The 14,008-nt window shown below is 71.3% G+C and carries 15 protein-coding genes; 12 read left to right on the forward strand and 3 right to left on the reverse strand.

What is annotated here, in order from left to right; genetic code table 11:
- Nucleotides 1-132: 132 nt before the first annotated feature.
- The 3 genes from secY to map all read left to right on the forward strand — a co-directional run bounded on the left by secY (nucleotide 133) and on the right by map (nucleotide 2,883).
- Nucleotides 133-1,455, forward strand: coding sequence for a preprotein translocase subunit SecY (gene secY, locus I5E_RS07010; RefSeq protein ID WP_022906357.1), 1,323 nt, complete (start codon nucleotides 133-135; stop codon nucleotides 1,453-1,455).
- Entirely contained in the window at nucleotides 1,452-2,042 is a 591-nt protein-coding gene (locus I5E_RS07015; protein WP_022906358.1) for an adenylate kinase, read from the forward strand. The genes secY and I5E_RS07015 overlap by 4 nt, the downstream gene beginning before the upstream one ends.
- A gap of 61 nt (nucleotides 2,043-2,103) precedes the next feature.
- On the forward strand, nucleotides 2,104-2,883 hold the full coding sequence (map, locus tag I5E_RS07020; protein WP_042723668.1) for a type I methionyl aminopeptidase: 780 nt from the start codon (nucleotides 2,104-2,106) through the stop codon (nucleotides 2,881-2,883).
- Between the two features lie 276 nt (nucleotides 2,884-3,159).
- Here the strand turns inward: map and I5E_RS07025 are convergent, their stop codons facing one another.
- The gene (locus I5E_RS07025) at nucleotides 3,160-4,449 is read right to left on the reverse strand and encodes an LCP family protein (RefSeq protein WP_022906360.1); all 1,290 of its coding nucleotides are present in this window, start codon (nucleotides 4,447-4,449) and stop codon (nucleotides 3,160-3,162) included.
- A 289-nt stretch (nucleotides 4,450-4,738) separates the two neighbouring features.
- Here I5E_RS07025 and infA point away from each other — a divergent pair, with 289 nt between their 5' ends.
- From infA to I5E_RS07065, 9 genes are all read left to right on the forward strand, one after another.
- On the forward strand, nucleotides 4,739-4,960 hold the full coding sequence (gene infA, locus I5E_RS07030; RefSeq protein ID WP_017885509.1) for a translation initiation factor IF-1: 222 nt from the start codon (nucleotides 4,739-4,741) through the stop codon (nucleotides 4,958-4,960).
- Between the two features lie 70 nt (nucleotides 4,961-5,030).
- Nucleotides 5,031-5,147 (forward strand): 50S ribosomal protein L36, encoded by a 117-nt coding sequence (gene rpmJ / locus I5E_RS07035; protein WP_022903266.1) that lies wholly within the window; start codon nucleotides 5,031-5,033, stop codon nucleotides 5,145-5,147.
- Nucleotides 5,148-5,310: 163 nt separating this feature from the next.
- Nucleotides 5,311-5,685, forward strand: a complete 375-nt coding sequence (gene rpsM, locus I5E_RS07040) for a 30S ribosomal protein S13 (RefSeq protein WP_022906361.1) — start codon at nucleotides 5,311-5,313, stop codon at nucleotides 5,683-5,685.
- Between the two features lie 9 nt (nucleotides 5,686-5,694).
- On the forward strand, nucleotides 5,695-6,093 hold the full coding sequence (gene rpsK / locus I5E_RS07045) for a 30S ribosomal protein S11 (RefSeq protein WP_017885507.1): 399 nt from the start codon (nucleotides 5,695-5,697) through the stop codon (nucleotides 6,091-6,093).
- A gap of 190 nt (nucleotides 6,094-6,283) precedes the next feature.
- Entirely contained in the window at nucleotides 6,284-7,279 is a 996-nt protein-coding gene (locus I5E_RS07050) for a DNA-directed RNA polymerase subunit alpha (protein ID WP_022906362.1), read from the forward strand.
- A 66-nt stretch (nucleotides 7,280-7,345) separates the two neighbouring features.
- Nucleotides 7,346-7,912 (forward strand): 50S ribosomal protein L17, encoded by a 567-nt coding sequence (gene rplQ / locus I5E_RS07055; RefSeq protein ID WP_031261774.1) that lies wholly within the window; start codon nucleotides 7,346-7,348, stop codon nucleotides 7,910-7,912.
- Nucleotides 7,913-8,121: 209 nt separating this feature from the next.
- Complete coding sequence (locus I5E_RS21365; RefSeq protein ID WP_049973464.1) at nucleotides 8,122-8,670, forward strand: hypothetical protein; 549 nt, start codon at nucleotides 8,122-8,124, stop codon at nucleotides 8,668-8,670.
- Complete coding sequence (locus tag I5E_RS22615; protein ID WP_049973465.1) at nucleotides 8,619-9,239, forward strand: hypothetical protein; 621 nt, start codon at nucleotides 8,619-8,621, stop codon at nucleotides 9,237-9,239. The genes I5E_RS21365 and I5E_RS22615 overlap by 52 nt, the downstream gene beginning before the upstream one ends.
- 61 nt (nucleotides 9,240-9,300) lie before the next feature.
- Nucleotides 9,301-12,513 carry a BTAD domain-containing putative transcriptional regulator gene (locus tag I5E_RS07065; RefSeq protein WP_022906363.1) on the forward strand — a complete coding sequence of 1,071 codons (3,213 nt, stop codon included), beginning with the start codon at nucleotides 9,301-9,303 and terminating at the stop codon, nucleotides 12,511-12,513.
- Here the strand turns inward: I5E_RS07065 and I5E_RS07070 are convergent.
- Both I5E_RS07070 and I5E_RS07075 read right to left on the reverse strand, forming a co-directional pair.
- Nucleotides 12,495-13,325: an ABC transporter permease gene (locus tag I5E_RS07070; protein WP_022906364.1), complete on the reverse strand. Its 831-nt coding sequence runs from the start codon at nucleotides 13,323-13,325 to the stop codon at nucleotides 12,495-12,497. The two genes, I5E_RS07065 and I5E_RS07070, sit on opposite strands and share 19 nt — an antisense overlap.
- Nucleotides 13,322-14,008 (reverse strand): export ABC transporter ATP-binding protein (locus I5E_RS07075; RefSeq protein ID WP_022906365.1); only part of this gene is annotated, 687 nt, incomplete at its 5' end. The genes I5E_RS07070 and I5E_RS07075, both read right to left, overlap by 4 nt.

Consider the following 14,008-nt stretch of genomic DNA (forward strand, 5'->3'; position numbering starts at 1 on the left):
CGTGCGTTTGCGCACGGGCCGCCGTTACGGTTTCCTTGACAGTGGTCGGCGTCCGCCGGCCAGGTCGGTCCTGCCGACCGCACCGGTGACGGCCCCTCGACGGGCCGCCGGTCCCAGAAGTTCGGAGTCCTCGTGTTCAGAGCGGTCGCGCGCATCATGCGCACCCCAGATCTTCGCAAGAAGATCGGCTTCACCCTCGCGATCATCGCGCTGTTCCGCCTGGGGTCGTACATCCCCGCGCCGTTCGTCGACTACGCATCCGTGCAGACCTGTCTCGCCAGCGCATCGTCGCAGCAGGGTCTCTACGACCTGATCAACCTCTTCTCCGGCGGCGCGCTGCTGAAGCTGTCGGTCTTCGCGCTCGGCATCATGCCGTACATCACGTCGTCGATCATCGTGCAGCTGCTCCGCGTGGTCATCCCGCACTTCGACGCCCTCTACAAGGAGGGGCAGTCCGGTCAGGCGAAGCTGACGCAGTACACGCGCTACCTCACCATCGCGCTCGGCGTGCTGCAGTCCACCACCCTGATCACGGTCGCCCGTTCCGGCGCCCTGTTCGGCACCAACGCCTCGGCCTCCTGCTCGTCGATCATCTCGAACGACAGCTGGTACGCGATCATGCTCATGGTCGTCACGCTGACCGCCGGTACCGGCCTCATCATGTGGATGGGCGAGCTCGTCACCGAGCGCGGCATCGGCAACGGCATGTCGCTCCTGATCTTCACGTCCATCGCGGCGCAGTTCCCCTCGGCGCTCTGGGCGATCGAGCAGTCGAACGGCTTCGAGCTCTTCCTGTTCGTCATCCTCGTCGGCCTGGTCATCATGATGGCCGTCGTGTTCGTCGAGCAGTCGCAGCGACGGATCCCGGTGCAGTACGCCAAGCGGATGGTCGGTCGCCGCACCTACGGCGGCAACAACACGTACATCCCGATCAAGGTGAACATGGCCGGCGTCGTGCCCGTCATCTTCGCCTCGTCGCTGCTCTACCTGCCGGCCCTGGTCGCGCAGTTCAACCAGCCCTCCGACGGCAGCGAGCCGGCGGCCTGGGTGACCTGGATCCAGAACAACCTGACCTCGGGTGACAACTGGTTCTACATGGTCCTGTACTTCCTGCTCATCGTCGGGTTCACGTACTTCTACGTCGCGATCACCTTCAACCCCGAAGAGGTCGCCGACAACATGAAGAAGTACGGCGGCTTCATCCCGGGCATCCGGGCCGGCCGTCCGACGGCTGAGTACCTCGACTACGTCCTGACCCGGGTGACGTTGCCCGGCTCCCTGTACCTCGGTCTCATCGCACTGATCCCGCTGGCGGCGCTGGCGTTCTTCGGTGCGAACCAGAACTTCCCGTTCGGTGGCGCGAGCATCCTCATCATCGTGGGTGTCGGCCTCGAGACCGTGAAGCAGATCGACTCGCAGCTGCAGCAGCGTCACTACGAAGGGCTTCTCCGTTGAGCGCACGTCTCATCATCGTCGGACCTCCCGGAGCCGGGAAAGGCACCCAGGCCGGTCGCATCGCCGACGCGTTCGGGATCCCCGCCGTCTCGACGGGTGACATCTTCCGCAAGAACGTCGCGGAGGGCACCCCGCTCGGCGTCCAGGCGAAGGCGATCATGGACGCGGGCGACTACGTCCCCGACTCGCTCACGAACGAACTCGTGAAGTCCCGCCTGCACGAGGCGGACGCCGAGCACGGCTTCCTGCTCGACGGGTACCCCCGCACGGTCGGACAGGTCGACTACCTCGACGCGCTGCTCGCCGAGCAGGGCACCGGCATCGACGCGGTCATCCAGCTCGTCGCCGACCAGGACGAGCTCGTCGGTCGGCTGCTGAAGCGTGCCGAGGAGCAGGGCCGGAGCGACGACAACGAGGAGACCATCCGTCGTCGTCAGCAGGTGTACACGGAGCAGACCGCACCGATCGTCGGCGCGTACGGCGAGCGTGGGCTCGTCCTCGACGTGGACGGCCTCGGCGGCATCGACGAGGTCGGGGACCGGATCCAGGCCGCGCTGTCCGCACGTGGGCTGACCGCGGGCGTCTGACACGAGCGTGGTGCGCTTCCGCAAGCCGTCGATCTACAAGACGCCGGACGAGCTCCGCGCGATGGTGCGCCCGGGGCTGCTCACGCACGACGCGCTGACGGCCGTCCGTGCGGCGATCCGTCCCGGTGTCACGACGCTGGAGCTGGACACGATCGCCGAGCGGACCATCCGTGAGGGCGGCGGGATCCCGAACTTCCAGCTGGTACCGGGCTACCGGCACACGCTGTGCGTGTCCGTGAACGACGAGATCGTGCACGGCATCCCCGGGGAGCGCGTGCTCCAGCCGGGCGACGTCGTGTCGGTCGACGCCGGAGCCGAGGTCGACGGCTGGAACGGTGACAGTGCGTTCACGGTCGTCGTACCGGGCGGTGACGCCGGGGTCACCGCGGCTCGGCAGACGCTCTGCGACACCACCGAGCGTGCGCTCTGGCACGGCATCGCCGCGCTCGCGCACGCGAAGCACCTGCACGAGGTCGGCGCCGTCATCGAGGACGCCATCGACGAGACCGGTGCGTGGGGCATCGTCGAGGACTACACCGGCCACGGCATCGGACGCTCGATGCACGAGGACCCGCCGGTCTTCAACTACCGCGTGCGCGGTGCCGGCCCGGTGGTCAAGCCCGGGCTCGTCGTGGCGATCGAACCGATGGTCACGGCCGGCACGATCGACAGCTCGACGGACGACGACGACTGGACGGTCCGCACTCTCGACGGTTCCGACGCGGCGCACTGGGAGCACAGCATCGCGGTGCACGCGGACGGCATCTGGGTGCTGACCGCCGCGGACGGCGGCGCGGCGGGCCTGGCCCCGCTGGGTGTGACGCCCGTCCCGATCCCGTAGGTCGCGCCCGTCGCGCGGTGCACGTCCGCGGTCCGGGAGGCGCGGGGCGGCCCGGTCACGTGCCTCCCGGCCGCCGTGCGCGTCCGTCCACGGCGTGCGTCCGTCGGCTCGGCATGTCACGCCCGCGACGCTCGCCGCCGGACGGCGCGGTCGTCGCCGGCCGTGCCCGAGTTCGCCCGAGGTGCCCGCGCTCGCGCCCGTGGGACCGCGCCCGTGCCGCCGACCCGCGCCGCCGACCCGCGCCGCGGGCCCGAGTCGCCGCCGGGGCGGCCCTGATCAGTCGTTGCCGACGGAGCAGGTCTCCTCGGAGGCGCTCTGCCCCGTGATCGAGGACGGCAGCGGCGTCGCCGAGGCCGAGGCCGAACTCGTCGCCGCACCGGACGCCGTGCCCGACCCGGTGCCGGCGGCGGACCCCGCGGACGACGAGGTGCCGGTCGAGGACGACGTGCCGGCGGACGGGGACGCCGTCGCGGTGCCCGCGTTGGCGGACTCCTCGGACGCCCGACCCGTGCTCGAGTCGCTCAGCGAGGTCTTCTGGTCGTTCTGCAGTGCCACGTTGAGGGTGTGGGCGGCCTCCTGGTCGACGATCACCCGGGCGCTGTTCGCCGGGTCGTCCGCGACCGGGTACTGCACGAACAGCATGTTGGCGGTGCTCATCCCGCGGAGCGCTCCCGCGAGGCCGACGAGCGTCCGTGCCTGCGCGAGGCCGTCGGACAGCGTCATGTTCGACAGCGCGGCGCCCGCGAGCTTGTAGAGCGTGATCGGGTTCGAGAGGGTCCCGTCCGAGGTGACCTTGCGCAGCAGCGCCGACAGGAACACCTGCTGCGAGCTGATGCGGGCGAGGTCGCTGCCGTCGCCGACGCCGTGCCGCGTGCGGAGGAAGGCGAGCGCGTCCGAGCCCTCGAGGTTGTGCGAGCCCGCGGTCAGGTGGAGCCCGGTGTAGGTGTCGTTGATCGGGTCCGCGACGCACACGTCCACGCCGCCGAGCGCGTTCGACATCTCGATGACGCCGTCGAACGTGATGAGGCCCGCGTACGGGATGCTCAGGCCGGTGAGGTTCTCGACCGTGTCGACGACGCACGAGACGCCGCCGTTCCCGAGCGCCGTGTTGAACTGCGCGGACGTGGCCGCGGGGTAGGCCTTGCCGGTCTCGGGGTTCGTGCACGCCGGGATCGGCACCATGAGGTCGCGCGGGAAGCTCACCGCGGTCAGCTGGGTGTGGTCCTGCGAGATGTGGATGAGCATCGTGACGTCGTTGCGGGCGCCCTCGACGTCCTCGTTCGAGTCGAACTGCCCGACGCGGGTGTCGCTGCCGATCAGCAGGATGTTCGCGCCGCCCTTGATCGCGGTGATGTCGGCCGTCTGCGCGGTGCTCTGGTCGTCCGTGCTGAGCTTGACCGTCCTCGGCGCCGTGGCGAGCTGGGCGCCGGCGATGGCGGCGACGCTCGTCCCGCTCACCAGCACGACCGCGAGGGCGGAGGCCACGATCGACGCGAGCGTGCCCCAGCCGCGGCGACGGGGGAGCCGGCCGTGGCGGGCGAGCGGGCGTCGGATGGCGTCGGGCACGTGGTCTCCGTTCGGTGGTCCGCGCGGCTCGGTCTGCACGGGCGCGGGGCGACGGCCACGCTAGGTGCCGCCGGCCAGCGGGAACCCGGAGCGCGCCGTCAAACCACTGTGGAACGCTCAGACTGCCCTGAGAAGCCCCAGACGTGGGCACTTCGACGTCTCCACTTGGCAATCCTCGGTTTACCACATAAGATCGATCTTTGGTGTGCCATGCCTACTGGGCGTGGCGCCCGACCCGCAGACCGGCTCGGGGATCACACCGGTAATCCAACCAAGCGACAGTGAGGCTATGGCCAAGAAAGACGGCGTCATCGAGATCGAGGGCTCGGTGCTCGAAGCTCTGCCCAACGCGATGTTCCGCGTTGAGCTGACCAACGGACACAAGGTCCTCGCGCACATCTCCGGGAAGATGCGCCAGCACTACATCCGCATCCTCCCCGAGGACCGCGTGATCGTGGAGCTGAGCCCGTACGACCTGACCCGCGGCCGGATCGTCTACCGCTACAAGTGATCCGCGAGCTGGAAAGGAACGGCCCGGCAACCCTGCCGAGCACGAAGCCAGCGAGCACGAGGAAAGAACAATGAAGGTCAACCCCAGCGTCAAGCCCATCTGCGAGCACTGCCGTGTGATCCGCCGCAAGGGCCGCGTCATGGTGATCTGCAAGAGCAACCCGCGCCACAAGCAGCGCCAGGGCTAGTCCCGGCTGCCTGACGCGGATCGCCCCCGGGCGGCTGTGAGCAGGATCCACAACTCAACATCGAACGCAGTACCAAGAACCACGCGAGTGGGGACACCTCGGGGCGGAGGCCCGAGCACCGGTACTGCTCCACACCTCCATCGACAACAGGAGCAGCCAGCACATGGCACGTCTAGCAGGCGTCGACATCCCGCGCGAGAAGCGCGTGGAGATCGCACTCACGTACATCTACGGCGTCGGCCGTACTCGCGCGGTCCAGGCACTCTCCGAGACCGGTATCTCCGGTGACATCCGCGTCAAGGACCTGACCGACGACCAGCTCGTCGCCCTCCGTGACTTCATCGAGGGCAACTTCAAGGTGGAGGGTGACCTCCGCCGCGAGGTCGCAGCCGACATCCGCCGCAAGGTCGAGATCGGTAGCTACGAGGGTCTCCGCCACCGTCGTGGTCTCCCGGTGCGCGGTCAGCGCACCAAGACCAACGCGCGTACCCGCAAGGGACCGAAGCGCACCGTGGCAGGCAAGAAGAAGGCCCGATAGGAGATCATCATGGCTACCCCCAAGACTGCCGCGCGCAAGCCGCGCCGCAAGGAGAAGAAGAACGTCGCCGTGGGCCAGGCCCACATCAAGAGCACGTTCAACAACACGATCGTCAGCATCACCGACCCGTCGGGTGCCGTTCTCAGCTGGGCGTCCTCGGGTGCCGTGGGCTTCAAGGGTTCGCGCAAGTCGACGCCGTTCGCGGCGCAGCTCGCCGCCGAGTCCGCTGCGCGTCAGGCGCAGGAGCACGGCGTCAAGAAGGTCGACGTCTTCGTGAAGGGTCCGGGTTCGGGCCGCGAGACCGCGATCCGCTCGCTCCAGGCCGCTGGCCTCGAGGTGGGCTCGATCAACGACGTCACGCCGCAGGCGCACAACGGGTGCCGCCCGCCCAAGCGCCGTCGCGTCTGACGCGAGGAGCAACCGGCCGCGCCCTGCTCGTCCCCTGACGGGGGCGGGCAGGGCCCGCGGCCATTCCTGGTCGTTCGATCGCGCACTCCGGTGCGCGTGATCACAACTCAACAGACCCGTCGGGGCCCGGTCGGCCCCGTCGTACCGCCGAGTGTCATATAGCGGACACTCCGCCGAAAGGAATCCCACAGTGCTCATTGCACAGCGCCCCACCCTGACCGAGGAGACGATCTCCGAGTTCCGCTCGCGCTTCGTCATCGAGCCGCTCGAGCCGGGCTTCGGTTACACCCTCGGCAACTCGCTGCGCCGCACGCTCCTCTCCTCGATCCCCGGCGCGGCTGTCACCAGCATCCGCATCGACGGCGTCCTCCACGAGTTCAGCACCGTTCCCGGTGTCAAGGAAGACGTCACCGAGATCATCCTCAACATCAAGAGCCTGGTCGTCTCCAGCGAGCACGACGAGCCGATCACGGCGTACCTGCGCAAGCAGGGTGCCGGTCAGGTCACCGCAGCGGACATCTCCGCTCCGGCCGGCGTCGAGATCCACAACCCGGACCTCGTCATCGCGACCCTGAACGACACCGCGCGCTTCGAGCTGGAGCTGACGATCGAGCGTGGCCGCGGCTACGTCTCGGCGACGCAGAACCGCTCGGAGTTCAGCGAGGCCGGGCAGATCCCGATCGACTCGATCTACTCGCCGGTCCTCAAGGTCACCTACCGCGTCGAGGCGACGCGTGCCGGTGAGCGCACGGACTTCGACCGTCTGGTCGTCGACGTCGAGTCGAAGCCCGCGATCACGCCGCGCGACGCCATCGCGTCGGCCGGTCGCACGCTCGTCGAGCTGTTCGGGCTCGCCCGCGAGCTCAACACCGCGGCCGAGGGCATCGAGATCGGCCCCGCGCCGGTCGACGCCGTGCTCTCGAACGAGCTGCAGACCCCGATCGAGGACCTGGACCTGTCGGTCCGCAGCTACAACTGCCTCAAGCGGGAGGGCATCAACACGGTGTCCGAGCTCGTCGCCCTGTCGGAGACGCAGCTCATGAACATCCGCAACTTCGGTCAGAAGTCGGTGGACGAGGTCAAGGACAAGCTCACCGAGCTCGGCCTGTCCCTCAAGGACACCGTCCCCGGATTCGACGGCGCCCACTTCTACAGCGGGTACGACGAGGACGAGTCCAACAACTGACCTCGCGCTCACGCGCACGCGTGCCGCTGACGCAGCGCGCACCACCATCACCACTGGAGAACTGACATGCCGAAGCCCACCAAGGGCCCCCGCCTCGGTGGCGGCCCCGCCCACGAGCGCCTGCTCCTGAGCAACCTCGCCAACGCCCTCTTCACGCACGGTCGCATCACGACCACCGAGACGAAGGCCAAGCGCCTCCGTCCCGTCGCCGAGCGTCTCATCACGTTCGCGAAGCGTGGCGACCTGCACGCGCGTCGTCGCGTGATCAGCATCCTGCGCGACAAGTCCGTCGTGCACACGCTGTTCACCGAGATCGCCCCGCAGGTCGAGGACCGTCAGGGCGGCTACACCCGCATCACGAAGCTCGGTTTCCGCAAGGGCGACAACGCTCCCCTCGCGTCGATCGAGCTCGTCCTCGAGCCGGTGTCGAGCACGCCGGCCCCGGTGAAGCGCAACGCGGCCCCGGCCGCTGCCGCGCCGGTCGAGGAGCCCGCCGCCGAGGAGACCACCGCGGAGGCCCCGGTCGAGGAGACCGAGACCACCGAGGAGTCCGCTCCCGTCGCCGAGGAGACCGAGACCGAGGCTGCCGCCGAGGTCGAGGCCGACGCCGCCGAGAAGTCGGACGACAAGTAGTCACAGCCCCACCACGACGAAGCCCCCGCAACACGCGTTGCGGGGGCTTCGTCGCGTCCCGGGGGTGACCGGACGGCGGCCGGGAGGCGCGGTGCGGGCCCGCCACGTTCCTCCTGGCCCGCAGGCGGCCGAGCCGCAGAACGCGGGAGCGGTACCGCCGCACAGGCGCGGCACCGTATCGTGACCGGCCGACACGACGAGAGGGACCGATGCAGTTCGAGCACATCGCGGGGGTGGGGACCCGGGTCTGGCGGTGGAGCCGGACCTCCGGGACGCAACCGCGCCTGCTCCACGCCGCGAAGGCCGCCGTCGCGGCGGTGCTCGCGTGGTTCATCGCGCGGCACGTGCCGGGAGTCGCCGCCGAGTACCCGTACTACGCACCGCTCGGCGCGGTCGTGGCGATGCAGACCACGGTGTTCGCCGGCATCCGGAGCGGGGTGCAGACACTCGTCGGCATCGGCCTCGGCATCGTCGTGGCCGGCTTCACGATGTGGGTCGGCGACCCGGGCTTCCTCGCGATCGCGCTGGCGGTGGGGATCGGGGTGCTCGTGGGCGGGTTCCGTGTCCTCGGTGAGGGCAGCTCCTGGGTGTCGACCGCCGCGTTGTTCGTCCTGCTCGTCGGTGGCGCGCACGCCGAGGGCTACTCGCTCGGGTACCTCGTGCAGATGGCCGTCGGGGTCGTGGTCGGCCTGGTCGTCACTTCCTCGTGTTCCCACCGCTGCACTTCTGGGACGCCGAGCACCGCATCGACGCCGTGAACCAGGTCCTCGCCGACCACCTCGACGGACTCGCGGTCGTCCTCGAGGGCGGCACCCGGGACGAGCGGGCGTGGGACCGCCAGCAGGACCGGCTCGACCGGGCGATCGCCGACGTCCGGTCGCGGGTCTCGATCGCGCACGAGAGCCGCCGGCTGAACCCCCGAGGGGCGCTCCGTGGATCGCGCGCACGCCTCGAGCAGGACGGCGCCCGGTTCCGTGCCCTCGAGCGCGTCGCCTGGTACACGACCGACCTCACCGAGCTCGTCGCACGCTCCGGTCCGGTGTCGGACGGGCTCGGCCGACCGGCGCCCGAGTTCGCCGCACCGCTCGCGTCGGCCCTCCGGGAGATCGCGTGCGTGATCCGCGGGGAGTGCGACCAAGCTGCGGGTGACGAGGCGATCGCGGTGGTCGAGCGCGCGCTCGACGCCTCGCGGGAGAACCCGTCGCACGTCGCCGTCACGTCGGCCGCACTCGTGTCCCTGCGGGGCATCGTCGAGTCGGAACGGCGAGCCACCGCGGACGTCGACACCCGCACCGGGCCCTTCGGCGCCGAGCGGTCCCGCGGCTGAGGCATCGCCCGACCGCCCGACCGCCCGACCGCCCGTCCGCATGCGTCCGTAGACTCGTGCCGTGCCCGAACGACCGTGCGTCGCCGTCCTCGGACCGGTGACGGTCACAGGGCCGGCCGGGGTGCCGTCGGCGGTGCCGGGTGCCCTCGCCCGGGCGTTCCTCACCGCGCTGGTGCTCGCCCGCGGACACGCGGTGACGACCGACACGCTGATCGACGAGCTCTGGGGCGAGGACCAGCCGCGGGGCGCCCGTGCAGCGCTGCAGACGCTGGTCTCCCGGCTCCGGCGCAGTACGGCCGACGGCGTCGTCGTGTCGACCAGCACCGGGTACGCACTCGGGGTCGACCCCGAGGACGTGGACCTCGAACGCGCCGAACGTGCGGCAGCCCAGCACGCCGACGAGACGACGGTCCGGGCGGCACTCGACCTGTGGCGGGGGAGCCCCGGTGACGACGTCGAGGGGGACCTCGGCGTGGTGCTGGCCGACCGGGCGGCGTCGGCGCGACGGGCCCTCCGACGTGCCCTGGGCACGGCGCTGCTCGACTCCGGTGCGGCGGACGAGGCCGTCGACGTCTGGACGACCGAGGCGCAGGCGAACCCCTTCGACGAGGTCGCCGTCGCCGGGTGCATGCGCGCGCTCGTCGCGGCCGGCCGGAACGCCGAGGCGCTCGCCGTGTTCGCGACGCACCGCGACCGCCTCGCCGACGAGCTCGGCGCGGACCCCTCCGCCGACCTGGTGCGGCTGCACGCCGACCTGCTCCGGCGGTCCGCCGCCGACTCCAGCCGCGCTCGTCGGGTCGGACTGCGGGCCGCGCCGAACACGCTCGTCGGACGGCAGGAGGACCTCGCCGCCGTCGCGGACCTGCTGTCCCGCCACCGGCTGGTCACGATCCTCGGTGCCGGAGGGCTCGGCAAGACCCGGCTCGCGCAGGCGGTCGCCGCCGAGGTGCCGCCGACCACCGGCGTGGTCGTGTTCGAGCTCGCACCGATCGCCACCGCCGAGGACATCGTCCCCGCGCTCGGCGCCCTGCTCGGGGTGGCCGAGTTCCGCTCCGCCCGCGCGCTGCGTGAGGTCGTCGTCGCCGACCTCCGTGCGGGTGTGGGGCGGGCGCTCGGGGAGGCCCCGACGGTCCTCGTCCTGGACAACTGCGAGCACCTCGTCGGCGACGTCGCCGGACTCGCCGCCGACCTGCTCGCGAGCATCCCCGACCTGACGATCCTCACGACCTCGCGCGCACCGCTCGCGATCGCCGGCGAGGTCGTGGCGCCGCTCGCACCACTGCCGGTCGAGGCCGACGGTGCCGCGGTCCGGCTGTTCACCGAGCGCGCCCGGGCCGCCCGACCCGGGGCCGTGCTGCCCGTCGACACCGTCCGCCGCATCTGCACGCGGCTCGACGGGTCGCCGCTCGCGATCGAGCTGGCCGCGGCGCGGATCCGAGGGATGAGCATCGACGAGATCGAGCGCCGGCTCGACGACCGGTTCGCGCTGCTCCGCGGCGGCGACCGCAGCGCTCCGGAGCGGCACCGCACCCTCCTGGCGGTCATCGAGTGGAGCTGGCGACTGCTCGACGCGGGCGCGCAGGACCTCCTGACGCGCCTGGCACTCTTCCCGGACGGCCTGGCGGTCGACGCCGTCGAGGCCGTGGCAGCTCCGGACCGCCGCCTCGACGCGCTCGACGACCTCGCCGAACTCGTCGAGCAGTCCCTCGTGCAGCTCGTCGAGGTCGAGGGGGAGCCGGTCCGCTACCGCCTGCTCGAGACCGTCCGCGAGTTCGGGGCCGCGCGGCTCGACGAACGCGGGACGACCGAGGCCGTGCGCACGGCGATGATCCGCTGGGGGCGGGACTTCGCCGCCAGCAGGAACCTGTTCACGCTCACCGGTCCGGACCAGCTCGACCGCTTCCACGACGTCCAGCGCGAGGCCGACAACCTCGTCACCCTGCTCCGCTGGAGCCTCCGCACCGACGACGCCTCGGCGACCGCGCACGTCTTCGCCGCCCTCGGCGCCTACTGGACCCTCCGGGGCGCCCACGGCGAGGTGACCGCGATCGCGTCGGACGTGGTCGCGGTGCTGCGCTCGGGTCCGCCCGCGGCCGAGGACCTCGCCGCGGTGCACGTCGGACTCGTCGTCGCCGGGGCGTCCTCGGCGTTCGACGACCGCCGGACCGCGGCGTGGGCGATCTCCACGCTCCGGCGCCTCCGCCGTGTCGGGACGACGGGGTTCCCGGTGCTCGACGCGCAGGCCGCCCTGCTCCTGACGCTCGGACGTCCGGCCGCCGGCACCGCACTGCTCGCGCGCCTCCGCGACGACCCCGACGAGGGCGTGGCCGGCATCGCCAACATGCTGAGCGCGCCCCTCGCCGAGAACGACGGTGAGTTCGCGGCGGCGCTCCGGTACGCCACCCGGGCGCAGACACTCGCGGAGCGCACCGGCGACGCGTGGACGATCGGCACCGTGGCCGTCACCATGACGCAGCTCCTCGCCCAGACGGGCCGGTACGCGGACGCCCTCGCGAACGCGGGCCGCGCGCGGGAGCAGCTCGAGCGCTTCGGCGCCGAGGACGACCTGTACGAGATCGGCTGGACCGTCGGGCTCTGCTCGGCCGCGACCGGCGCCGTGGACACCGCCCGGTCGATCGCCGCCGAGCTGCAGCACCGGCCGGTCGCGGGTCGCGGCGGCTTCGACGGCGACCGCTCCCAGATCGGCGTGCTCGCGGTCGCGATCGGCGCGGAGTGCCTCCGGTTCGAGGGCGACCTCGACGCCGCTGCCGCGCAGTACACGGCGGCGTGGGACTGGGTGCTGCCGCACCGGAAGGCGACACCGCACTGGACGGTGATGGCCGGCGCGGCGCGGATCGCGGCCGTCGACGAGGCGGCGCTCGGCGCGGCCGACCAAGCCGCACCGCGCCTCCAGGCCGACGAACGCGCGGTCGCTCGCCGCATCCGGAAGGCCGCCCTCGTGATGATCCGCGTCCACCCGTGGTGGCTCGACCTGCCCGTCATCGGCACGACCCTGGCGGGACTCGCGATCGCGGCGGCGCGCAGCGACCGTCCGGCCGAGGCCGCTCGGTGCTGGGGCGCCGCGATGCGGTTCGGCACCCGGCAGGACTTCGCGGTGCTCGCGCACGGTCGGCTCCGACCGCTCCTCGTCGACGCGCTCGGCGAGACCCGCGTGGTGGACGCCGAGACGGCCTCGGCCGGATGGGACCGGGCCGAGGCCGTCGCGGGGGCGAGGACGCTGCTGGAGGACCTCCGCTACGCCTTCCGCATGTAGGCGCGGACCGTCAGCGGCGCGAACACGGCGACGACCACGGCGGCACCGAGCAGGCTGATCCAGAGGTCACCGGTCACGGCGCCGTGGTTGATCAGCTCGCGCACGGCGGTGATGAGGTGCGAGATCGGGTTCACCTCGGTGAACCAGCGCAGCCAGGACGGCAGGGTGTCGGTGGGGACGAACGCGTTCGACAGGAACGTCAGCGGGAACAGCACCAGGTTGGCGATGCCCGAGACGCTCGACGCGGTGCGGGCGATCACGCCGAAGTACGCGAAGATCCAGCTGATCGCCCACGCGACGACGACGACGAGCACACCGGCGAGCACGGTCGCACCGACACCGCCGGCAGGACGCAGCCCCATGACGATGCCGACCGTGAAGGTGATGGCGGTGGCGATCGCGTACCGGACGGTGTCGGCGAGGAGCGCACCGGCGAGCGGGGCGATGCGGGCGATCGGCAACGACCGGAAGCGGTCGAACACGCCCTTGTCCATGTCCTCGCGGAGCTGGACGCCGGTGACGATCGACGAGGTGATGTTCGTCTGCACGAGGATGCCGGGGATGATGACCGGCAGGTAGCTCGTGACGTCGCCGGCGATCGCGCCACCGAAGATGTAGGTGAACATCACGGTGAAGACGATCGGCATGAGCGTCACGTCGAACAGCTGCTCGGGGGTGCGACGGACCTTCACGAGGCCGCGGTAGGCCATCGTGAAGGACTGGCGGATCGTGGCTCCGAGGCCGGCGCCGCCGATGCCGGGGCGCGGGGTGACCCGCGGCGTGTGCGTGGGGGTGGGGGCGATGGTGGTCATGCGATGCTCCCTGCGAGCTCGTGGTCGGTGTCCTCGTCCGTGGTGGCCGGGGCACCCGTGATGGTCAGGAAGACCTCGTCGAGCGTCGGCTTCTGCACGCTCATCTCGGCGAGGGAGATGCCGGCGTCGCGGAACGACACCAGCAGGTCGGTGACGCGGTCCGGGTCGGACATCGGGGCGGTCAGGCGCGAGCCCTCGGGGCTGGCCACCGCGTCGACGCCGAGCGTGTTCCGCACGATGGCGCGGGCGGCGTCGAGCCGGAGGGCATCGGTCAGCCGGAGTTGCAGCGACGAGGTGCCGATCGAGGCCTTCAGCTCGTCACCGGTGCCCTCCGCGACCACCCGCCCGTGGTCGATGACGGCGATGCGGTCGGCCAGCTGGTCGGCCTCGTCGAGGTACTGCGTCGTCAGCAGGACGGTCGACCCGGTCGCGACGAGGTCACGGATCGTGTCCCACATCTGCGCGCGGGTGCGCGGGTCGAGGCCCGTGGTCGGCTCGTCGAGGAACAGCAGCGGGGGCTGTGCGATGAGGCTCGCGGCGAGGTCGAGCCGGCGACGCATGCCGCCGGAGAAGTTCCGCAGCGGACGCGAGGCCGCCTCGGTCAGCCCGAAGCGCTCGAGCAGCTCGGCCGCCTTCCGCTTCGACTCGGCGCGGCCCAGGCCGAGCAGGCGCGAGAAGATGAC

The organism is Curtobacterium sp. B18, assembly GCF_000333375.1.
GTDB lineage: Bacteria > Actinomycetota > Actinomycetes > Actinomycetales > Microbacteriaceae > Curtobacterium.

Bases quoted from the DNA above. Each gene is read 5' to 3' on its own strand.
- map (WP_042723668.1), top strand. From the start codon at position 2,104: ATGGTGCGCCCGGGGCTGCTCACGCACGACGCGCTGACGGCCGTCCGT.
- infA (WP_017885509.1), top strand. From the start codon at position 4,739: ATGGCCAAGAAAGACGGCGTCATCGAGATCGAGGGCTCGGTGCTCGAA.
- rpmJ (WP_022903266.1), top strand. From the start codon at position 5,031: ATGAAGGTCAACCCCAGCGTCAAGCCCATCTGCGAGCACTGCCGTGTG.
- rpsM (WP_022906361.1), top strand. From the start codon at position 5,311: ATGGCACGTCTAGCAGGCGTCGACATCCCGCGCGAGAAGCGCGTGGAG.
- rpsK (WP_017885507.1), top strand. From the start codon at position 5,695: ATGGCTACCCCCAAGACTGCCGCGCGCAAGCCGCGCCGCAAGGAGAAG.
- rplQ (WP_031261774.1), top strand. From the start codon at position 7,346: ATGCCGAAGCCCACCAAGGGCCCCCGCCTCGGTGGCGGCCCCGCCCAC.
- I5E_RS21365 (WP_049973464.1), top strand. From the start codon at position 8,122: ATGCAGTTCGAGCACATCGCGGGGGTGGGGACCCGGGTCTGGCGGTGG.
- I5E_RS07070 (WP_022906364.1), bottom strand. From the start codon at position 13,325: ATGACCACCATCGCCCCCACCCCCACGCACACGCCGCGGGTCACCCCG.